The following is a 21,766-nucleotide window of genomic DNA, read 5'->3' as shown; positions in this document are numbered from 1 at the left end:
TATCAATAGCTAACGTGTTTATGCGATTTGTAGAAGCTCCATTGATAAATCTTATGATTTAGACATCTCAAGCTTAGTTATTTTATCAATGACAAGCGAAAACACTTGGTTTATAGCTTACAAATTGATAAAGCAATCTTAAGGGACCTTGATTAGAGGTTGTGACTTGCCACAATCCCAGTTTCAAGCCTGCTTGACTACCATTTATATGGCTATTGGTGCAGTGTCAAGAGAGCGCAGCTCCCGAAGGGCTTGCTCTTGATACAAGACAAGGCCATATAAACTATAGCATGCAGGTTGAAACAAATAAAAAGAGAAGCCGGTAAATATCGACTTCTCTTAATCAGTTAAACTCATCTTTATCTCATAATATAAATATTCATTATACTTACCCCTTGACTTCCATATGTGACACTACTATAATCTACTCAATTTAGAAAGCGAGGATAAAATGATTTACAGATTAACTCTAGTCGATTCGATGAATAAGGATTCGAAACCCGTGGATATGAAGCAGGGGTCTGATTCTTGTACAATCGATGAGGCGCGTTATAGGAGTTGATTTATCATTTTTTAGACAAAGAGTGTAATCAAGCCTCATCAGATTATTATCTGGTGGGGCTATTTTTTACCCTCGTGAAAATAATAAGGAGGCTAGATATGGAAGGCAGAGAGAAAATTGTTAACGAGTTTTATGCACAGTATGTGGAGGACAATCGCCTGGATAGAACCAGACGTGGCCAGATGGAATACTTCACTACAATGCATTACATTCATCAGTATTTGAAACCAGGCATGAAGGTTGTAGAAATTGGCGCTGGTACAGGAAGATTGTCATTAGATCTTGCAAAAGAAGGCTATGATGTAACAGCGGTAGAATATACAGATGCAAACTTTGAGAAGCTCCAGAAAAATGCAGAAAGCTTTAATGACGTGACAGCCATTCAGGGAGATGCAGTCAATCTTCATCAGTTGGAAGATAGCGCATATGACGTAACACTTCTCTTTGGCCCAATGTATCATCTTTATTCAGAGGAAGAACAGCTTGCAGCACTTAAAGAAGCTTCAAGAATAACAAAACCAGAAGGAAAAGTCTTTATCGCTTTTATTTCAGTATATGCCATCATGTACACCAATTACCTTATTGAGCAGTGTGGTGATATGAAAGTTGGAATGGCAGAAAACTACACTGAGGATTATCAGGTGAAGCATTTCCCAAAGCAGCTTTTTACAGGTTTTGACATTACAGAATTTGAGGAGCTTGTAGATAAGACACCACTAAAGAGAATCAAAACATTGGCAACAGATGGTGTGATTGAACTGGTAGAAATGGCTGGAGGTTCAAACTTCAATATTAGTGATGAGAACTTCGAGGTGTATAAGAAGTATCATCTTGCCATGTGTGAAAAGAGAGAACTTTTAGGAAGCTCAAATCATTTGATTGTAATATGTGATAATAAGTAAAAGATTCGTATATACGATAATAGAACAGGAGGACAGTAAAGATGTTTTTTGAAGAAGAGAACTATGAACTTGATGGACATACGGTAACACTCAGAGCACCGAAACCAGAGGATGCAGAGATATTAATCGAATATTTGAAAACAGTTTGCGATGAAACCCCGTTCCTGTCTCAGTATGGGGATGAGGTAAAGCTTACAGTAGAGGATGAATTAAAGTTCATTGAAAGACGCAACGAATCAGAAACTGGCTATTTGATTCTTGTATTTGAAGACGGAGAGTTTGCTGGAAACATGTCATTTGAAAGAGTGGGAACCAGCAGAAGAGCACAGCACAGAGCAAGCATTGGAATAGCTTATTTCCAGAAAAACACAGGACATGGTCTTGGAAAGCTCACATTAAAAAGACTTCTAAAGCTGATAAAAGATTCAGGTTATGAGCAGGCCGAATTGACAGTGCTTGAAGGAAATGAAAGAGCTAAGCATCTTTATGAATCTCTAGGCTTCAAGGAAATAGGAAGAATATCAAAAGCGAATAAATATGATGACGGAACATTCAGAGATGATATTTTAATGGTGGCCGAATTATAATAATAAACCCTTGAGAGGATAATCCGCTCAAGGGTTATTTAATACAAATCTTTATTTTATAACTGTGCTGTACAGTGTGGGCAGCGAGTTGCCTTGATGTGAATCTTGCTGTAGCAGTATGGGCAATCCTTCTCTGTAGGCTCAGCAGCCTCAGCCTCTTCCTTATTCTTCTTTACAAGAGCTGTAGCTCTTTCTGTAGCTCTGTTAAGTCCCTTGATGATGCAGAAGATTACAAGTGCTGTGATAAGGAAATTGATTATAGCTGTAATGAAATTTCCGTATGTAAGAGTTGGTGCTAATTCACCGCTTCCAAGTGTAACCTTAAGCTCTGAGAAATCTGTGCCTCCGAAGATACCAAGGATTGGTGTAAGGATGTCCTCGTTCAAAGATGTAACAATGGCTGTAAATGCACCGCCGACGATAACACCGACTGCCATATCCATTACATTTCCACGCATGATAAATTCTTTAAATTCTGAGATGAAACCTTTTTTATCGCTCATAATGACCTCCCTTAAAAGAAACATAATTTCGACTTAGATAATTATACCTCTAATGAAATAAAACATAAATAAAAAATTGAGGCAAAAAAGACAGCGGTAACAAGGAAATGGGGAGCTGACGGTTTTTTTTCGGAGGCAAGTAGGATATAATAGACTTACTGTCGACCGGAAGAGCGGATCCGGTTTTTAGGAAATAACTATAGAAGTAGGAGAATTTGTTATGGGTTTATTTGACAAGAAGAAAAAAGAGGAAAACATTGAAGTTGCAGATACAGATGTAACCAGCAATGTTGATACAGGAAGACGTTTTTCTGTAATTATAGATGGCATTACCACTATGCTTGATGGCAATGGTAGCATCATCACAGGTCAGCTCACTGGAAAGATTGTAAAGGGCGATAAAGTATTTGTTTGCATGCCAGCAGGAAAGACTATCGAGTGCGAAGTTCAGGCTGTTGAGGCTACAGCAGATGGCAGAAGCTCTATCGTTGAGGAGGCAGAGGATACACAGGTATCACTTCAGCTTACACTTCCAGATGATGCTCAGATTAAGAAGTACGCAGTTGTTACAAATGTTAAGCCACAGGATAAGGTTGATCCACACGTATCTATTGAGAACCCAGCGCTTGCAGGTATTATCAATGGTCTTACAACATACGCACAGGACAATGCATTCCATGGCACAGTAGCATATTGGGCTAGCCATGCTCACTTCCTCACACCTATCAAAATGGATCAGGAGCCAGAGGTTAACGAGCAGGGCGTTTCAGTTATCAAGAAAGATACAAAGATTGGCTTCTATATGCTTAAATCTACTATCAAGCTCACAGGTGCTCCGGAGGATCAGGACAGCATGGTTCTTCCATTGTTCACTGATTGGGAGGCACTTCGTCGTTGGACAGGTCTTGCAGATGATGGCACTAAGATTCACACACAGATTCTTAGCTTCCAGGATGTTTATGCAATGCTTAAGAGAGGCAATGCATACTCAGGTATCGCTATCAATCCTTTCAATAAGGTTCCATGTACACTTCCAGTTCCTTATCTTGATACAATCGTTGGTACTCCAGGTTACCAGGCAGAGTTTGGTTCAAAGGATGGAATGGCACAGGGCAATGTTCAGGAGCAGAAGATTCCTGCAGGTCAGAAGATTCTTCTTGGTGTTCCAAAGGAGTCAGATGAGAATGCAGCTATCCGCGGAAAGCTTGTAGAGTATGGACAGTCTCACGATGAGATTAAGTCTATCAGCTTCCTTACAAAGATTGAGGAAGAGTCAAAGATGGTTCGCCATCTCGTAGTGCTTGAGTTCCCAGAGGGATACAGCAAGGACGATATGAAGAATCACATGGAAGCTATCTACCAGGAGCTTCGTCCACTCGCACACGAAATCCAGGCCATCGAGTACGCTCTTAAGGGAGCTATCCCAGCGGTGGATAACGTAATCCAGCAGCACAGCGATAAGATGTTAATTTATACAGCGTAAATTGGGAAATTAAATGAGCAACTCATCATAGACTAGGCAAGCGGGAGCATGTAAACCTTGGGTGAGTTGCGTATTTTATATTGGGGGGGAATTGAATATGAAATTTGATGTGAAGAAGACTGTGCAGATGGGCTTCGGCTTCTTAAGCATCTGCGCATTCTGGCAAATGTATAACGCCCTGATTCCTTTGGTGCTCACAAATACATTTCATTTGAATGAGACCATCTCAGGTATAATTATGGCAATGGACAATGTCTTTGCTCTGTTTCTGCTTCCGTTTTTTGGAGCAGTGTCAGATAAATGCAAAAACAAAATGGGTCGACGTAAGCCATTTTATTTGTATGGAACTATTGCAGCAGTAGTGTTGATGTTGATGCTTCCACTTGTGGATAACAGCTACTATGCAAATCCATCTTTGGGGAAAGAGGTTCTTTTCATTGGAATTCTTGGCGCGCTTCTTGTGGCAATGGGCACCTATCGCAGCCCTACAGTAGCCCTTGTGGCAGACTGTACCATTAAGCCACTTCGCTCAAGAGCCAATGCAATCATCAATCTTATGGGGGCCCTTGGCGGCATCGTCTACCTGATTGTTGCAGCAATATTCTATCCAGCATCAAAGACAAGGGATTTACCACATGTAAATTATATGCTGATTTTCTTTGTTGTGGCAGGCATTATGCTTGTATCACTCCTCATTGTTATGGCAAATGTAGATGAGGTAAATATGAGGAAGCAGGTGGAAAACTACGAGCTTCTTCATCCAGAGGAGAATCTTTCGGTGGAAGATGAAAGTGGCAATGAGGTTCTTCCGGCTGAGGTCAGACGTTCTTTAAGATTTTTGCTTTTATCTGTAGCTCTTTGGTTTATAGCGTACAATGGCATGGAGACATGGTTTACCACCTACGCTGTAAAGATGTGGGATATGGCACTTGGTGATGCATCCAGATGTATGCTTGTGGCAAATGCAGGAGCTATTGTGTTCTTTATACCATCAGGTATGCTGGCATCAAAGATTGGTCGAAAGAAGACTATACTTCTTGGAATTATTTTCCTGGGAGGCAGCTTCTTTGCTGGATTCGTATATACGATAATAAGCAGTACATTTTCACCGATTTTATATTTGTTCTTTGCAACAATGGGCGCAGGCTGGGCTTTCATAAATGTAAACTCCCTGCCTATGGTTCTTGAAATGTGCAGAGATTCCGAAAGCGGTAAATTTACAGGATATTATTATACATTTTCAATGGCAGCCCAGATTGTCACACCGATTGTGGCAGGTTGGTTGCTTGCCCATGTGGGATACATGACATTGTTCCCATATGCCACATTATTTGCTTTCCTTGCATTTATAACGATGCTTTTTGTAAAGCATGGCGATGTAAATGTGGAGGCCAAGAAAGGCTTAGAGGCCTTTGAAGATATGGATTAACTTATGGGGCTCCCGAGTAGGGAGTCCTTTATTATTAGACCGGATTTGACTATAATTAAAATAATCATCAAATGGAAGGACATAATTTATGAATAAGAAATTAAAAAGAGCATGCGATAGAATCAGATTGTCCTGGTATCGTGTATCAGGACGAACAAAAGGGGGGAACGCTTCTATGGGAACACCAGTAGTTTGGGCACACAGAGGTGCCAGCGGATATTTACCAGAGAATACACTTCCAGCTTTTCAGAAGGCTGTTGAGATGGGCGCTTATGGAATCGAGCTTGATATCCACAAGACTAAGGATGGCCAGCTGGTAGTTATCCACGATGAAAAGATAGACAGAACTTCCAATGGAAATGGTTACGTCAGAGATTATACATTGGAGGAGCTTCGCCGTTACAATTACAATGCAACTATGCCGGAGGCTTGTCCACACGCCGATATTCCTACAATGCGTGAAGTTTTCGAGTTGATTAAGCCTACCAATCTTCATATTAACATTGAGATTAAGAATGGTGTTTATTTCTATGAGGATATCGAGAAGGATATCATCGCCATGACTAAGGAGTTTGATATGGAGGACAGAGTAATTTATTCTTCATTCAATCATTACAGCATCATGAAGGTGAAGGAGCTTGATCCTGAAGCTCACACAGGTTTCCTTTATATGGATGGTACACTCGATATGCCAGAGTACGGAAGGGACCATGGAGTAGAGGCTCTTCATCCGGCCCTTTACAATGTGCAGTATCCAAATTATGTAGAGCGCTGCCATGAATATGGTCTCAAGATTAACAGCTGGACCATTAATTCAAAGCAGTATATGAAGATGGCTTGTGAGATGGGAATTGATGGCATCATTACAAACTATCCTGATACCGCACTTGAGATTGTAGCTAAATATAACCAGAAATAAATACAGGGGAAAGACTTATGGATTTTCAGGATATATTTATAAAAGACGAAGATTTTGCCAGTGCTGTTCAGGAGACGATTCTCCCATTTATGAATGGGAAATTAGAGGATGGCTACTTCGTAAATACGGATGGGATGAATCTTCATTATCAGATGATGATTAATCCCGTGGAAAAGGCTTCCATTGTCATCAGCCACGGCTACTGTGAATTCTCCACAAAGTTCACCGAGACAATGTACTATTTTTACAAGATGGGATATTCCGTATTTATTTTGGAACACAGGGGACATGGATTCTCGGACAGGCAGGTGGATGGTTACTCAAAAGTATACGTAGACCGATTTGATAACTACGTGAAGGACTTTAACCAGTTCATAGAGAAAATCGTAATACCAGAAAGCAAGTCTGGCCATCTGTACCTTTTCGCACATTCTATGGGTGGAGCGGTTGGTGCCAGATACCTGGAAAAATATCCGAAGGTGTTTGAAAAGGCAGTACTTACATCTCCAATGATTAGGCTGGCCACACATAATATTAATAAATTCGTGGCAACGCTGGTGTGCATATTGTCATATCTTCCAATGTTCAGCAAGAGATATTTGCCAAAGCATCACGACTATGACCACACATTTAAATATCCTCGTTGTTCAGCTATGTCAAAGGCCAGATATACCTATCAGTATAATGAGCGTGAGAGGGAGCCTCACTATCGCACAAACGGTGCCAGCTTCGCATGGATTAGAGAGGCGCTTAATGTTTCTAAAAAAATTCTAAAAAACGCCCATTTGATAGAAATTCCTGTTATACTAATGCAAGCATCCAAGGACACTCTCGTTATGGGAGATGCCCAGGAGCAGTTTTGTCAGAAGGTTAAGGATTGCAAGCTTATTGTCTTTGAAGGCAGCAAGCACGAGATATTCAATGCCACTGATGAAATCATTCAGGACTATTATAAAAAGATTTTCGATTATTACGAGAATTAGAGCTATGGAAAATTGTAAGGAGATTTATTATGTCAGATCAGGATTTTAGAGAATTTGACCCAGAGGAAACAAGTGAAGTTGTTAACGCTGACGAAGTAGTAGATACTACTGTAGACAACGATAACCACTCTTCAGATGATAATAACGATAAGAAGCCTACCGAGTTTTGTTATATGTGTCACAGACCAGATACTATCTGTGGTCCACTTATCAAGATGGCTCCAGGAATGGGTGTATGCAATGAATGTATGCAGCGCACTTTTGATTCCATGGGAAGCTTTGGCTTTGGCGGTGGCGACAATTCCAAGAGCAATATGGATATGAACAAGATGCCAAACATCAGCTTTTTAAATCTTGGCAGTCTCTTTGGAGAAGGCCCAAAGGTTAAGAATGCTCATGGTGCAGCATCAGGCAAGGCTAGGGAAGACAGACCAGCTCCAGCTATCGATATTAATAACATCATTCCACCACACAAGATTAAGGCTATGCTTGATGATTATGTGGTTGGACAGGATTATGCAAAAAAGGTTATGTCTGTAGCTGTTTATAATCACTATAAGCGTGTAGCCACAGGCACAATGGACGATATCGAAATTGAGAAGTCAAACATGCTTATGCTTGGACCTACAGGTTCAGGAAAGACATATCTTGTTCGTACCCTTGCAAGACTTCTTGATGTACCTCTTGCTATCACAGATGCCACATCTCTTACAGAGGCTGGTTATATCGGCGATGATATCGAGTCAGTTGTAAGCAAGCTTCTTGCAGCAGCAGGAAATGATGTTGAGCGTTGTCAGCAGGGTATCATTTTCATCGATGAGATTGATAAGCTTGCAAAGAAGAAGAACGCTAATCAGCGTGATGTTAGTGGAGAGTCAGTGCAGCAGGGTATGCTCAAGCTCTTAGAGGGAGCTGATGTTGAAGTACCTATCGGAGCTTCTAGCAAGAATGCAATGGTACCTACCACTACTATTAACACAAGAAATATTCTGTTCATCTGCGGTGGAGCTTTCCCAGCAATGGACGAAATCATAAAGGCAAGACTTAATAAGCATTCATCAATGGGCTTTATGGCAGATCTGAAGGATAAGTACGACGATGATAAGAACATTCTTCAGAAGGTTACTGTAGAAGATTTAAGAGAATTCGGAATGATTCCAGAGTTTATCGGACGCCTTCCTATCGTATTTGCTACAGAGATGCTTGATGAGGATATGCTTGTTCGCATCTTAAGAGAGCCAAAGAATGCTATTATCAAGCAGTACGAGAAGCTTTTAGAGCTTGATGAAGTAAAGCTTGAGTTTGAGGATGCGGCACTTCATGCTATCGCAAGAAAGGCACTTGATAAGAAACTCGGTGCCCGTGGACTCCGTTCTATAATAGAAGAGTTCATGCTTGATATCATGTATGAGATTCCTAAGGATGATAATATCGGTCAGGTTATTATCACAGAGGACTACATCGAGAAAAAAGGTGGTCCCAAAATTATGGTCAGAACGGCCGGAATGATACCAGAAAGAGTAGCTGCAAATTAGATAAAAACACCTGTGAAAAAAACAACAATGTTAGATAAGTTGTTGAACGCAGTTATGAAAATTAATATTGTTGCATAAAAGCTTTAATTGATAACGTTTTGGAAAATTTGTACAAAAAATTCGGACATTTTCTTTACTTTAATAAAGTCTTTTGCTAAACTATCTTTAGTCGAGCAGAGTTCGGCAAGTAATATATTGGAGGTACTTTAGCATGAGCAAAGGTACAGTTAAGTGGTTCAACAATTCTAAGGGCTACGGATTTATCTCAGACGAAGAAGGCAAGGACGTATTCGTTCACTTCAGCGGCATCAACTCAGAGGGATTCAAGACTCTTGAAGAGGGTGCAACAGTTGAGTATGAAGTAACCGATGGTGCAAAGGGACCACAGGCTGTTAACGTAACAGTTGTACGTTAATAGGCACCACAGTTAATCATTATTTTTGGGTACCTTTGGTTTTGTTATGAAAAACGGGCTTTAAAGGCAATACAAACATGTGATTAAGGGGAGAGGCAGCGTAATATTTCGATATTACGCTGCCTTTGTTTTTAGGAGGATTTTTTTGAAAAGATTAGTTAGATTTTTGTTTAGGACGCTTACCTCCCTTGTAATTGCCGCAGGGATATTTGCCATTGCATGCTATTTCCTTCAGAACTATAAAGTGAAGGATTTGACTCAGTCAAACCCGATGTTGGATGAGCCTGTAGTGGTTGAGAGCGTTTCATTTGATAGATACGCCTATCAGCATATAGATGAGGAAAGTCAGGTCACTTATGATCAGATTTACAATTGTATAACAGAATATAAAGAGAAAGTTACTGTTACAACGAAGAGTAGTGATGTGCTTCAGAGAGCTTATGAAGCAGTGATGGCGGACTACGGAAATTTATTCTGGGTCAGCGGATATAAGTACAATACTTACACCAGCGACGGCACTGTTGTGAGCATCGAATTTTCACCAAAATACACAATGTCAAAAGACCAGAGAGATGTGTATCAGGCCTCAGTTGATGCTACTGCCGATGAATGGTTAGCAGGTATCAGCGAGAATGCTTCAGATTTTGACAAAGCATTATATGTGTTTGAGACTTTAATTGAAAATGTAGATTACAACACTGACAGTGAAGAGAACCAGAATATCCTTAGTGTATTTTTATATCGATCCACTGTTTGTCAGGGATATGCAGATTCCGCCTGGTATCTTTTGGATAAGCTTGGTATAAAAAGCACTATTATCACTGGAACTGCAAATGGCGAGAGCCATGCATGGAATTTGGTTTATCTTGACGGTGCTTACTATTATATGGATGTTACCTGGGGTAATAGTAAGTACATGGATGGAAACAACGATACCGCAAAGAGAGTTAACTATGCATACTTTGCCATGACTACTGAGGAAATCAGTCAGAACCATGTGATTACAGTGGGATTTGAGGTGCCTGAGTGTTTGTCTAATGCAGACAATTACTACGTTCACGAGGGCTTATACTACGACTGGTTTGGCGTTGATTCTATAGGAAACAGATTGTCACAGTCCTACGAAAGCGGTGAGGCAGAAATATCTTTAAAGTTTAGTAATTCTGACCTATATTCTCAGGTTATTAACTACTTTATAGATGAAAATCACCTATCTGATTATTGTAGAGGCTTAAACTCTGTGTACTATTTACTAGATGAAAACGCAAATGTCCTTACAATTCAGTGGACAAAAGGTGAATAATACACATGTAGTTTTAAAAACTACATGTTGCAAGAATAAAAACTATTTACGTGGAACAGGCCTCGTGCTATAATGTCGGTAGAAAAAGCGGAGGATTACCAGGTAACATGTATAAAATTATTCTTGATAGCTGCGGCGAACTTACAGAGGAGATGAAAAAGGATGGTCATTTTGTAAATGTACCTCTTACCCTTGAGATTGACGAGCAGCAGATTATAGATGATGATAGTTTTGATCAGGCAAGCTTCATTAAGGCTGTAGCAGAGAGCCCTAATGCACCAAAGTCAGCTTGTCCATCACCTAATGCATATATGGTTGAGATGGATTGTGATGCAGAGAATGTTTATGTAGTCACACTTTCAGCTCAGCTTTCAGGTTCATATAACAGTGCATGCCTTGGAAAGGATTTATATGAGGAGGACGATGAGTCTAAGAATATTCATGTTTTCGATTCAAAGTCAGCTTCTATTGGAGAGACATTGATTGCTCTTAAAATTGCCGAGTGTGAGAACGCTGGCATGTCCTTTGAGCAGGTTATTGAAGCAGTAGATGCCTACATTGAAAATCAGCATACTTTCTTTGTTCTCGAGACACTTGAGACATTCAGAAAGTCAGGACGTTTGTCTGGATTAAAGGCAGCTATCGCCGAGACACTTAATATTAAGCCTGTGATGGGTTCTACAGACACTGGTTACATTCAGCAGCTTGCAAAGGGCCGTGGAATGAATCAGACTATCGATAAGATGACAAAGTGCGTTATGGATGTTACTACAGATTGTGAGAATAAGATTCTTGCGATTTCTCATTGCAACTGTCCAGATCGTGCTTTAACATTAAAGAAAAAAATGGAGTCGTTGGCCACATTTAAGGATATCTTTATTGTAGATATGAGAGGCGTCAGCACTATGTATGCAAATGACGGTGGAGTAATTCTTGTGGTCTAGAATAATATAATGACATACGAGCAGGTAGTACACACAATAGATAATAAACGCCGATTTGGAAAGGCATGTGGAAGGGATGTTACCCAGGAATTTATGGAGGTTTTAGGCCATCCTGAAATGGGGCTGCACATCATCCACATTGCCGGTACCAACGGAAAAGGATCAGTAGCAGCTTTTGTAAGTAGCATCTTGCAGGCTGCTTCTTTTGCGTCTTCAGAACATTTTAAGGTAGGCTTATTTACATCGCCTCACCTTATAGATTACACCGAGCGAATACAGATAGATGGTAAGCAGATTTCTCGTGAAGATGTCACGAGGATAGGACAGCAGCTTCTTTCTATGGAGCTTAAGCTGGAGCCTACCATGTTTGATTACTGGCTGGCCATGGCCATGGTTTATTTCAAAGAGCAGCAGGTAGATTATGTGGTCTTAGAGACAGGTCTTGGCGGCGCCAAGGATTCCACAAATGGGCTTAGTCAGCTTCCGGAGGTATGCGCAATTACTTCTATTGGATTGGAACACACTCAGTATTTGGGAGACACTCTTGCAGCTATCGCTGGAGAAAAAGCTGGCATCATCAAGCCGGGTGTTCCAGTTGTGATTGGCCAGATGGATGAAGAGGCTTCTGCTGTAATCGAGGCTCGCTGTGATGAGTTGGGGTGCGATTTGGTTCATGCTACTGAGGTAGAGTGTGATTTAAAACTAGGTTTATTTGGTGGATATCAGAGAAGAAATGCGGCAGTTGCTGTGGAAACAATCAAGAATCTGAAAATGATTGTGGATAATCAGACGATTGCAAAGGGACTTGCAAATGCAGTATGGCCTGGAAGGATGCATGTCATCTCTGAATCTCCATATATTCTAGTGGATGGTGCTCACAATCCATCAGGAGTAACTGCGCTTTGTGATAGTTTGAAGGCGGAATTTCCAAATGAGAAGTTTTCATTTATAATGGCAGTAATGGCGGATAAAGATTATGTGGAGATGGCGCAGATTGTTGCACCTGTTGCATCACGTATTTTTACTGTCACAGTTGATTCAGAACGTGCATTGCAGGCTAAGGAACTGGCAGAGGCTATTGAGTCCATCGGGGTAGAGGCTCAGGCCTGTGAATCTTACACTTCAGCACTGGCTTTAGCAAAAACATATAATGAGAAGGTAATAGTTTTTGGTTCACTTTATTTTATAGGGGAAATATTGGGGGCTGGTTATGATAAAAACGAGAGTTGAGGCGCTTCGAGTACTGGGGTTGGGCCCAGATGCAGGAGAGCAGAAGATTAAGGCTGCTTATAAGGATTTGGTAAAGAGGTGTCATCCAGATGTGACTGGTATGGAGGATGCCACTTTGTACAACAGGATTACAGAGGCTTATCAGTTTCTTATGACTGAGTCCAGAGGAAAGGTTTTGACCCATACCAGAGTTATGGGCAAATCTAACACCAGAAAGCCAGCGAGCAGTGCAGATTATGCTGCTTTCCAGAAAAAAGCTGCAAAGCAGAAGGAACGCCGTAAGCAGGAGTTTGAACAAAAGCAAAAGGATTTTTCTGCCATGTATGAAAAGCAGGAGGCAGATTATAAGCGTGCCATGGAAGCAATTGATGCTATCAGGGTGGCCCGTGCAATAGAGTCCATGGTTTGGGCTAATGGTTTAGGAAAAAATAGTAATAATGACGTTAACGAAGAATAATTCCCTAAAAAATATATTTCTATCAGTTGTAGTGGTGGCTTTGCCTACCATGCTGGAGCAGATACTGTCTGTATTGATGCAGTATGTGGATACCGCCATGGTTGGACGACTTGGAGCCAATGCCACTGCCGCTGTATCTACATCTACCACTATAACCTGGCTTATAGGTAGCATACCTGTGGCTTTTGGCGTAGGTGCCATGACTCAGATTGCACAGGCTATAGGTAGTGGTGAACATCATAAAATATCACAGGTGGCAAAGGCCAGTCTTGTCTTTTCAATTGCTGTAGGTGCTACAGTTGAGGCTATTTGTCTTGCTGTATCGCCTTTTGTAGCAGGCTGGATGGGTGCTTCGGAAGTGGTTGCTCCTGCGGCTACCAGATATTTTTTCTGGATTTCTTTACCTATCGTATTTAGATCAATAAACATAGTTTTATCCGCGGCTATTCGTGCTACAAAGGATACCAAGACTCCTATGTACATCGGTGTAGGAGCTAATATTCTCAATGTGGTGCTGGATTATATCTTCATCTATATTTTCAATCTTGGTGTAGACGGAGCGGCTTTTGCTACATGTATTTCATCTGTTGTTAGTGGCTTGTTGACATTGAAGGTATTTCTTGGTCATAAAGAGTTTAAGATGGAAGGGCCAATCTTTTCCATTGAAAAAGAGATCATTGATAGAATGTGGAGATTATCTCTTCCAGTGCTTCTTATTAACGTGGCATCTACATCAGGCTATGTGGTATTCGCAGGCCTGGTATCTCATATGGGCACCATTATTTTTGCAGCTCACAGTATTGCCGTAGGAGCAGAGGAGCTGTTCTATATCGGCGGATATGGATTTAAATCAGCAGCCAATACCATGGTCGGTATTTCCTATGGAGAACAGGATCACGATAAGTATCATGCTGTTTGCGTAAGCAGTATTTTGGCTACTGTACTGATAATGACACTCAGCGGAGTGCTTCTGTTTGTTTTTGCAGAACCATTGATGGGATTCTTTACAAACGATCCTGAGGTTATTGCCTTGGGAAGTAAAGTACTTAGAATGGTAGCTTTCAATGAGCCGTTCTTTGGCCTATACATTATTTCTGAAGGTATTTATTACGGCCTTGGAAGGACTAAATATCCATTTGTTGTCGAGTTTGGTGGTATGTGGATCGTGCGTATTTTATCTACCTTTATAGGTATACATTTCTTTGGATTTGGACTAGTGGGAGTATGGTGCTGTATGATTGCAGACAATGTTATAAAGGCCATTTTACTCACTGTGCCTTTGAAATGGTTGTGGAAAAAATAGAAAGATTTAGACATGAAAAAGCCCTTGCATTATTTAAACGATGCAAGGGCCTTTTTTATTATATGAATTGCTATAAGTAATGTAATCATATTATGAATATAATCTCTTTACGTTGTTCTCAATCACGTTTGCGGTAGAAATCTTGAATTCACCCTTAAGGAAGCTATCAAGTTGGCCGTAAGTATTGATTGCCTTACCATTTACTAAAATGATGAATGGCTTCTGACCATCTTCATTAAGTGTCATTCTATAATCAACTCTATCAAGTGCATATTCAACAGCCAATTCGTATGAATCGAAAAAGGCCTTTGCATTTCCAAGAGTGTGATCAGATGTAATCCAGTATTCTTCTACGAAAGTGATTGTAGGATCGATAGCACTCATTTTTACAAATTTCTCTGAGCTTTCCTCACGAAGTAATTTGTATTCTTTGTTAAGTGTTGTTAATTCCATTTTTACACCTCATAAAACTAAAAACGTACCTACTCTTCTCAAACATAAGCATTGTATCACCTGAAAAGTTATATGTCAACAATTATTTGTAATATTATTTTTTAATATAACGTATAACGGGCGGATATAGATAATCCTCTATGGACTGTGTATTAAAAATAAAATTGGTTATAATATGAATTAATAGTGGGTTAATAGGAGGAGGTCTGATGCTTTTATATCATGCTGGATTTGATGTAATTAAAGAGCCGGATATTCATTATGGGAGGAAAAATGCTGACTTTGGCCAGGGTTTTTACACCACCCCTGACAAGGAATTTGCCTATAGATGGGCCAAGGAAAGCTCTGGGAAGAGGACTATAGTGAATCATTATGAGCTTGATACTGAGGGGCTTGTGGTGAAAAAGTTTGATAGGAGCGAAGAGTGGTTTGAGTATATCTACGGTAACAGACATTTGAAACCAGATGAGCTGGAGGCTGATGTTGTTTTAGGGCCTATAGCAAATGACATTATATATGATACTTTGGGAATCACCACCAGTGGTTTTTTGGATAAGAAAGAATCCATGGAGCTTCTGATGATAGGGCCTGAGTATGTGCAGGTGGTTATAAAAACTGAAAAAGCTAATTCTCAGTTGAAATGGCTGTCCAGTGATGAGCTCACAAGTGAGCAGCTTGCAGATTATCAGAAAGTGATGGCCAAAGAGAATCAGGAGTTTCAGAGGCTGTTTGCAAAGAAGTTTGAGGAGTTGGAAGAGTAGGAAAATAGGTCATCCAGTATGGAGCAAATGTACTCATAAAAGTACTAAGAAACTTAGAATGTTCGATTGTAAAAACAGAACATTTTGCTAACTGTGTTAGCATTGCTTTTTACAGCTTGTGGTTTCCTACTTGCGTTGCTTAGCTTTCTCGATAAGAGAAACAACAAGCGAAAAAAATAATGCCTCTCTCGTCTGCAAACGAAAGAGGCGGCTCTCACTGAGAGCTAAAGTCTTCTAAATTCGGGAGCATCCACTTTGGAGTGGGTGCTTTCTTTATCTATACTATAACATCAAATTCTCTTTAATTCAATGCTACATTATCCTACAATAAACTACTCATGAACGGGACTCGAATCACATTCTTCTATTGATTATATGAATATTTCCAAATGCTTTTCATCTGAGAAACAAGGATATCAACATCCCAGTGCTTTTTTGAGTTCTTTGGACTATTTGGATCATTTACAATAATCTGCCCATCATCAGTTACACCTGTTAAAACAATAAAGTGTCCTGTTTTAGTAAAATCACCTGGTGTCATAGAACAGATTAATGGCTGCATTTTAACAAATCTTATTTTGCTCTTACAATTTCTTCTGCCATATCGAGGAATTCCTCAGCAGACATATCATTATCAAACGAAGAGAAATCATAAATAACACCATTTATCTCAAAAACTACATTAGAAGAAAAACTAGTTTCTCTTTTTAATACCAGAAAAGTGGACACTAACATTAAAAATTTTTAATGGTAAAATGAATTGAACGCCATATGGCTATGAAAAATTCAGGTTATGGAGATTTAGTCAATATTCTTGAGGATAATAACATGCCTTAACAAAGCGTTTAGAAAGCGAAAATCTCAACTTAGAAAAGAAAAGGGGTGGACACAAGCAGAATTAGCTGAAAGAATTAATGTCACTGATAAGGCAATTTCAAAATGGGAACGAGGTTTAGGATTTCCGGATATCAAGCTTATAGAACCACTTGCTGATGCCTTGGATGTTGATTTAGTTGAATTGATGCGTTCTGAGAAAAACCAATCAGAAGATATTGCTAATAAAAATGTTTCAGAAGCTATTACAAATGTTATTGATGTTGTTGACTATCAACGAAAAATTGAACGTAGAAATATTATAATAACAGCTATTGTATTTGCTGTTATCATAATGAGCATTTTTTTAATTGATATCATGCAGCCTATAGGATTCATTATGGTATGCTTTCACTTGTTTTGCCTATTCTTATATGTTTGCTCTTATTCTTTGCTATGGAATTGGGAGGTCCAGTTGCAAGTTAGCTTTGTTAACTTTGTTTAAGAATGATAGTATTTAAGTATAATAAATACTTGAGGGGAAATTATGTATGAAAAATCCAAAATCTTTATTTTTAATAGCTGTGTTGTTTTTTTGCTTATCAGCCTGTGAAAAAAACACCAATGACGATTTGTTAAGCTACACTACAAGCGAGGCTGAAGGCCAAATAGTCGTTGATATTGATGGAGAGAAATATATTTTCAGAGATTCCCAATTAACAGATTCATCTATTCCTATAGAAGTAGCTAATTTTACTGCTACAATCAAAGAAGTTAGAAATGATGGACAGTTACTTGTAACCTTTGTAGATATGGATGATATGTTTGTATCTCTTGCAGATGGAGACTATGTAGTTGATGGTTCAACATTAGAGACTGATTTTTCTGAAGGGGATTCGGTAAGGATTTGGTTTGATGGCAGTGTTGAAGAAGTCCTGCCTGCGATTCTTCCTAACGTTTATAAAATTGAATTAGATAATTAATTATGGTTACGATAACAGACGAGCCTCCTTTATGGAGGCTCATTCTTATTTGATTATAATTTTTTTAAAAGTTTTGTAATATCCTTTGCTACTTTACGGCTATATAAGTGTAAGTCGCTTACAAATAAATCTAAAAGGGGGCATATATGAAAGACGAGGAAATAATTGAGCTGTATTTCAAACGAAATGAAAGAGCTATAGAAGAAACTGATTCTAAATATGGAAATTATTTGGAGTCAATTGCTGAAAATATCCTTAATGATGAATTAGATGCTGAGGAATGTTTAAATGATACTTATTTGAAGACTTGGAATAGAATCCCACCTACGCGACCAAAAGTCTTAAAAGCCTTTTTAGCAAAAATTACTAGAGAACTTGCTTTTGACAAATATAGAGCAATTCGAAGTAAAAAACGTGGAAATGGCACAATGCATGAAATACTGGATGAACTAGAGGAATGTATTCCTGCATCAAATGGTGTCGAACAGTCTATTTTAGGGAAAGAGCTTGAGAGCATAGTAGCAGATTTTGTTAGGGCGCTTCCAGAGAGGGAGGCATACATCTTTCTCAGCAGATACTTCTATGTAGAAGATATTACCGACATATCAAAGAAATACGGCATGTCAAAGAACAATGTTTCAGTAACACTTAGTAGGTTGAGAACAAAGCTTCAAACACGTTTGTTAAAGGAGGGCTATTTAGTATCATGAAAAAAGAAAACTTATTTTTAGCATTTAATGGTGTAGACGATGTTTTAATCACACAGTGTGCAAGATATCACGCCGACAATAAGGTCGTAAAATACAATAAACGATTTTCAATGGCTGCATGTGTATGCTTAATTCTTTTGACGACAATTACATCAACAGCTGCTATTCATCACTTTTGGGGAAGAGGTTTGAGTAGTTATTTCAATGCTACTGATGAGGAACAACAATCGCTCACAGATCAGGGCCAGGCTATTATTTTTTCAGAGAGTGATGATTATTCAAAATATGCTATTACGGATAATGGAATTACTCTTACACCAGTAGCAATTGTGGCTGATGATAATAAGATTAATCTTGCAGTAAAATACTCAGGCATTGAGCTTAATAATGATGCAGAGCCTAATATAAACATTGATGAAGTATATATACAAGGCTATGAAGGTAATACCTTAGGCTATAGCATGGGAATCAAGGATGATGAATTGATATTCATTATTGATGGAACAGATTCAATTGATTCCGGAATTACCTTAACTGGTAAAACTTTGCATTTAGAATTAAGTGACTTTTCAGTTGTGAATTTTGATTCATCTGAGAAAAGTTTGGGTGGTAAGTGGACATTTGATTTACCTATTCCTGAAGTAAGCAATGCTAAGGTCATTGATTTAAATCAATCACTTTCTGATTTTAATTGCGAGGCCGCATCAATTAAAATCAGTCCTATCTCTGCTGAGATAAGATATAACATATCTGAGGATGTTTTAGAAAGATGGCTCGACGAAAGAGAATCCCCAGTACCATATATTGCAAGTCTCACTCTTGATGATGGAAAGATTATTAATTGCGAAGATTTAGATAGCTTAAACAATATTGATGGATTAAATAATAATGCTATTTTCTCAGTGGAATTTAACAACATCATTGATCCAAATACTATCAAATCAGTCGAAATAAAAGATGTTAATGGAAATATGGCAACTTTGACACTGAAATAACACCTCTAATATCTATTCATTGCGCTTCCTACAACAATCAGTTGTGGGAAGCATTTTTTTATTTTATAAGGTTATATTTCTATAAAACATTCCGATATTAAGAATGTAGACTAGGCATATGGAGGTGCAAAAGAGTCTTCGCGTTTGGCCTTATAAACTCTTTATTTGTGGAAAGGAGTCCGCTATGAAGATTGAAAACAGCCATGTAAACATGGCATCTAGTCACAATTCTTATTCTTACACCCATTTAGAAACAGCTACAATTGAACGACGAGCAAGTATTGACTCGCTTGGTGCAATTATGCAGCTTTCTGAAGAAGGGGAAAAATCCTACAAAGAAGCAATTAAACAGTATGAAAAAGACGAGGAACAGGCTCGTAAGGATCAGCAACAGAAAAATATGCAAAACACCTTGAATATGATGGCTGAGCACGAAAAGCAAGTTCGAGAGGCTAATCAAGGCAGAAGTCAATGGGATTTTGAAGATTTAGAAATTAGCATTGTAAAGAAGATTCTTGCAGTACTAAATGGAGAAAAACTTGATACAAAGCTAAAAGAACAATTGAATAATTGGCAAAAGGGAGTACTTGGTGGATGTGATAATAATTCAAATGACGTTAGCTTTAGTGTAAATGGAATCAGTCAGAATACCTTAAATCTGTCTTCGGCTGAGTCTGTTTCTAGGACTCAAGTTTGGCAGAAAATAACGGCTACAGAAGGAACCCATCTAGAATATGAAAATACAACCTTTGCAAGCCAAGGCACCGTTCAGACTGCCGATGGACGAAGTTTGTATTTTAATGTAGAGGTTCAGCTTGGACGCAGCCTATCTCAAAAAATCAATACTCTATCAGCTGAATCATACACAAGAATCCTTACAGACCCTTTGGTAATAAATATGGATTCTAATGTCACATCAGTATCAGATATGAAATTCAAATTCGATATTGATTCAGATGGCACAGATGATGATATTTCTTTCGTTGGTAAAGGTAGCGGATTCCTGGCGTTAGATAAAAATGAAGATGGTAAGATAAACGATGGCTCTGAGCTCTTTGGAACCAAATCTGGCGACGGATTCAGTGATTTGGCAGAATATGATGAAGACCATAATGGATGGATTGATGAAAACGACTCCATCTTTTCAAAATTAAAGGTTTGGACTAAAGATGAAATCGGAAATGATAAACTTCTTAACTTAAAAGAAGCAGACGTAGGAGCTATATACCTTGGAAATGCAGACACCGAGTTTTCTTATAAAGATATAGCTGGTGAAACAAATGGAGTTTTACGTAAAACGGGAATTTATCTGAAAGAAAGTTCAGGTGCTGCCGGCACAGTAGCTCATGTAGATTTGGCATTATAACATTAGAGCCTCCAATATTGGAGGCTCTTAAGCATATTGTACCAATTCTAATATTACTGCCATTCTTTTTTCTTAATGTGTTTTAAGTAATTCTTTTTAAAGTCACGTCTGTTTCCAAAGAATATTTCTTCAGATTTTGAATATAAATTTTTTTCTATTTTCAATTCAATTAGTGTAAAGGTACATAACAAATCTGCAACCTGAAAAAGTTTATAATCCTTAGGCAAAACTTTTCTAAATATAGGATTAGGTAATAAGACGCTGAATACAGAAGCAAGAATTTTGCTTACCTGAATCTGTCCATTATCGTAATATATTTTAACCTGATCACTATCAAGAAAATCTGAGTAATGTTCTCTGATGAAAGAGGATATTTGTTTTGCAAGTTTTCCAGCAGCCTCTACCGGATCATCCACATGTTTTTTCTCAATATAAAAAGATTTATAAGTGATATCTAATTGGCGAACAAAAGCAACCATTTTATTGAAAACTCTACGTCTTTCAGGAATTGACATGCGTTTGTATATTTCTTCTTTACGAATAATTGGACCGGTATGGATACATAAATCATGAAGTCCAAGATAATCTAATTCTTTATCAAGTTTTGAAATATCCTCGGAAATATCAATAGATTGGTCATGAAAAACCATTGTGATTATATAAAATGGTGAATGAACAGCATACTCGCCAAAATCACCGGATTCATCAATAAAAATGCTTATTTCTTTCATAAAATACTCCCAAATAAAAATGGCGGGGAACTTCCCCGCCCATGATGGACCTGGGTCTTTCGACCAGCCCTTATTTGTATTAATATATTACAATATTTCCTCAAGATTTTCAACTTATAAAAGGAGGTACAGTGCAATGAAAACAACGAATGTACCCCAGTTGTACCCATTGTTGTAGTCCCGTCTCGATTGAAGTGCTCATTTAGTATAAAAATAGGACCACCCATAAATGGATGATCCTATTTTTTATACTAAAAGAGCGCGAGACGGGACTCGAACCCGCGACCCCCACCTTGGCAAGGTGGTGCTCCACCAACTGAGCCACTCGCGCTTAGTGCCATTTTTTGAAGCTCTGCTTCAAAATAATGGTGCCAATCTCAGCCAACTTGGAAGCGGCTT

Annotated in this window: 23 protein-coding genes and 1 tRNA gene; 19 read left to right on the top strand and 5 right to left on the bottom strand. The window is 38.8% G+C overall.

Annotated elements, in window-relative coordinates:
• Window positions 1-660: 660 nt before the first annotated feature.
• Entirely contained in the window at window positions 661-1,464 is an 804-nt protein-coding gene (locus tag G592_RS0101865) for a class I SAM-dependent methyltransferase (protein ID WP_028246307.1), read from the top strand.
• A gap of 41 nt (window positions 1,465-1,505) precedes the next feature.
• Window positions 1,506-2,051 carry a GNAT family N-acetyltransferase gene (locus G592_RS0101860; protein ID WP_028246306.1) on the top strand — a complete coding sequence of 182 codons (546 nt, stop codon included), beginning with the start codon at window positions 1,506-1,508 and terminating at the stop codon, window positions 2,049-2,051.
• A gap of 56 nt (window positions 2,052-2,107) precedes the next feature.
• Here the strand turns inward: G592_RS0101860 and mscL are convergent, their stop codons facing one another.
• Window positions 2,108-2,554, bottom strand: a complete 447-nt coding sequence (gene mscL / locus G592_RS0101855; protein WP_028246305.1) for a large conductance mechanosensitive channel protein MscL — start codon at window positions 2,552-2,554, stop codon at window positions 2,108-2,110.
• Window positions 2,555-2,774: 220 nt separating this feature from the next.
• On the opposite strand from mscL, the gene G592_RS0101850 reads away from it, so the two are divergent.
• The 11 genes from G592_RS0101850 to G592_RS0101800 all read left to right on the top strand — a co-directional run bounded on the left by G592_RS0101850 (window position 2,775) and on the right by G592_RS0101800 (window position 14,555).
• Window positions 2,775-4,037, top strand: coding sequence for an SseB family protein (locus G592_RS0101850; protein WP_028246304.1), 1,263 nt, complete (start codon window positions 2,775-2,777; stop codon window positions 4,035-4,037).
• A gap of 97 nt (window positions 4,038-4,134) precedes the next feature.
• The gene (locus tag G592_RS0101845) at window positions 4,135-5,466 is read left to right on the top strand and encodes an MFS transporter (protein WP_028246303.1); all 1,332 of its coding nucleotides are present in this window, start codon (window positions 4,135-4,137) and stop codon (window positions 5,464-5,466) included.
• An 88-nt stretch (window positions 5,467-5,554) separates the two neighbouring features.
• Complete coding sequence (locus G592_RS15345) at window positions 5,555-6,385, top strand: glycerophosphodiester phosphodiesterase (protein ID WP_330365369.1); 831 nt, start codon at window positions 5,555-5,557, stop codon at window positions 6,383-6,385.
• 17 nt (window positions 6,386-6,402) lie between these two features.
• A complete protein-coding gene (locus G592_RS0101835) occupies window positions 6,403-7,368 on the top strand; it encodes an alpha/beta fold hydrolase (protein WP_051194712.1) in 966 nt (321 codons plus the stop codon).
• A gap of 29 nt (window positions 7,369-7,397) precedes the next feature.
• Complete coding sequence (gene clpX / locus G592_RS15340; protein ID WP_036951504.1) at window positions 7,398-8,903, top strand: ATP-dependent Clp protease ATP-binding subunit ClpX; 1,506 nt, start codon at window positions 7,398-7,400, stop codon at window positions 8,901-8,903.
• A gap of 211 nt (window positions 8,904-9,114) precedes the next feature.
• Window positions 9,115-9,318 carry a cold-shock protein gene (locus G592_RS0101825; protein ID WP_015548251.1) on the top strand — a complete coding sequence of 68 codons (204 nt, stop codon included), beginning with the start codon at window positions 9,115-9,117 and terminating at the stop codon, window positions 9,316-9,318.
• Between the two features lie 145 nt (window positions 9,319-9,463).
• Window positions 9,464-10,621, top strand: a complete 1,158-nt coding sequence (locus G592_RS0101820) for a transglutaminase domain-containing protein (RefSeq protein ID WP_028246301.1) — start codon at window positions 9,464-9,466, stop codon at window positions 10,619-10,621.
• A gap of 107 nt (window positions 10,622-10,728) precedes the next feature.
• A complete protein-coding gene (locus G592_RS0101815) occupies window positions 10,729-11,565 on the top strand; it encodes a DegV family protein (protein WP_028246300.1) in 837 nt (278 codons plus the stop codon).
• A gap of 9 nt (window positions 11,566-11,574) precedes the next feature.
• Window positions 11,575-12,795 (top strand): bifunctional folylpolyglutamate synthase/dihydrofolate synthase, encoded by a 1,221-nt coding sequence (locus G592_RS0101810; protein ID WP_028246299.1) that lies wholly within the window; start codon window positions 11,575-11,577, stop codon window positions 12,793-12,795.
• The gene (locus tag G592_RS0101805) at window positions 12,776-13,252 is read left to right on the top strand and encodes a J domain-containing protein (RefSeq protein WP_028246298.1); all 477 of its coding nucleotides are present in this window, start codon (window positions 12,776-12,778) and stop codon (window positions 13,250-13,252) included. Before G592_RS0101810 ends, G592_RS0101805 begins: the two co-directional genes overlap by 20 nt.
• Window positions 13,233-14,555 carry an MATE family efflux transporter gene (locus G592_RS0101800; RefSeq protein WP_081660282.1) on the top strand — a complete coding sequence of 441 codons (1,323 nt, stop codon included), beginning with the start codon at window positions 13,233-13,235 and terminating at the stop codon, window positions 14,553-14,555. Before G592_RS0101805 ends, G592_RS0101800 begins: the two co-directional genes overlap by 20 nt.
• 90 nt (window positions 14,556-14,645) lie before the next feature.
• On the opposite strand, the gene G592_RS0101795 is transcribed toward G592_RS0101800, so the two are convergent.
• Window positions 14,646-15,008: a hypothetical protein gene (locus tag G592_RS0101795; protein WP_028246296.1), complete on the bottom strand. Its 363-nt coding sequence runs from the start codon at window positions 15,006-15,008 to the stop codon at window positions 14,646-14,648.
• A 209-nt stretch (window positions 15,009-15,217) separates the two neighbouring features.
• On the opposite strand from G592_RS0101795, the gene G592_RS0101790 reads away from it, so the two are divergent.
• Window positions 15,218-15,769 (top strand): DUF3990 domain-containing protein, encoded by a 552-nt coding sequence (locus tag G592_RS0101790; RefSeq protein WP_036951500.1) that lies wholly within the window; start codon window positions 15,218-15,220, stop codon window positions 15,767-15,769.
• Between the two features lie 364 nt (window positions 15,770-16,133).
• Here G592_RS0101790 and G592_RS0101785 read toward each other — a convergent pair whose 3' ends face one another.
• Entirely contained in the window at window positions 16,134-16,331 is a 198-nt protein-coding gene (locus G592_RS0101785; protein ID WP_028246294.1) for a C39 family peptidase, read from the bottom strand.
• A 252-nt stretch (window positions 16,332-16,583) separates the two neighbouring features.
• On the opposite strand from G592_RS0101785, the gene G592_RS16840 reads away from it, so the two are divergent.
• The 5 genes from G592_RS16840 to G592_RS16835 all read left to right on the top strand — a co-directional run bounded on the left by G592_RS16840 (window position 16,584) and on the right by G592_RS16835 (window position 20,636).
• Entirely contained in the window at window positions 16,584-17,087 is a 504-nt protein-coding gene (locus G592_RS16840; RefSeq protein ID WP_051194711.1) for a helix-turn-helix domain-containing protein, read from the top strand.
• A 46-nt stretch (window positions 17,088-17,133) separates the two neighbouring features.
• Complete coding sequence (locus tag G592_RS15330) at window positions 17,134-17,565, top strand: hypothetical protein (RefSeq protein WP_051194710.1); 432 nt, start codon at window positions 17,134-17,136, stop codon at window positions 17,563-17,565.
• Window positions 17,566-17,711: 146 nt separating this feature from the next.
• Entirely contained in the window at window positions 17,712-18,275 is a 564-nt protein-coding gene (locus G592_RS0101765) for an RNA polymerase sigma factor (protein WP_028246293.1), read from the top strand.
• On the top strand, window positions 18,272-19,270 hold the full coding sequence (locus G592_RS0101760) for a DUF4179 domain-containing protein (protein WP_028246292.1): 999 nt from the start codon (window positions 18,272-18,274) through the stop codon (window positions 19,268-19,270). Before G592_RS0101765 ends, G592_RS0101760 begins: the two co-directional genes overlap by 4 nt.
• Before the next feature lie 184 nt (window positions 19,271-19,454).
• Window positions 19,455-20,636 carry a hypothetical protein gene (locus tag G592_RS16835; RefSeq protein ID WP_051194709.1) on the top strand — a complete coding sequence of 394 codons (1,182 nt, stop codon included), beginning with the start codon at window positions 19,455-19,457 and terminating at the stop codon, window positions 20,634-20,636.
• 53 nt (window positions 20,637-20,689) lie between these two features.
• Here G592_RS16835 and G592_RS0101750 read toward each other — a convergent pair whose 3' ends face one another.
• Together G592_RS0101750 and G592_RS0101745 are read right to left on the bottom strand one after the other, a co-directional pair.
• Window positions 20,690-21,367, bottom strand: coding sequence for a DUF3800 domain-containing protein (locus tag G592_RS0101750; RefSeq protein ID WP_028246291.1), 678 nt, complete (start codon window positions 21,365-21,367; stop codon window positions 20,690-20,692).
• Between the two features lie 258 nt (window positions 21,368-21,625).
• Window positions 21,626-21,698, bottom strand: a tRNA-Gly gene (locus tag G592_RS0101745).
• Window positions 21,699-21,766: the final 68 nt, after the last annotated feature.

Source organism: Pseudobutyrivibrio ruminis CF1b, assembly GCF_000424005.1.
Taxonomy (GTDB): domain Bacteria; phylum Bacillota; class Clostridia; order Lachnospirales; family Lachnospiraceae; genus Pseudobutyrivibrio; species Pseudobutyrivibrio ruminis_C.
Note: the sequence above shows the minus strand (reverse complement) of the source record. Positions and strands in the feature narration are given on the sequence as shown.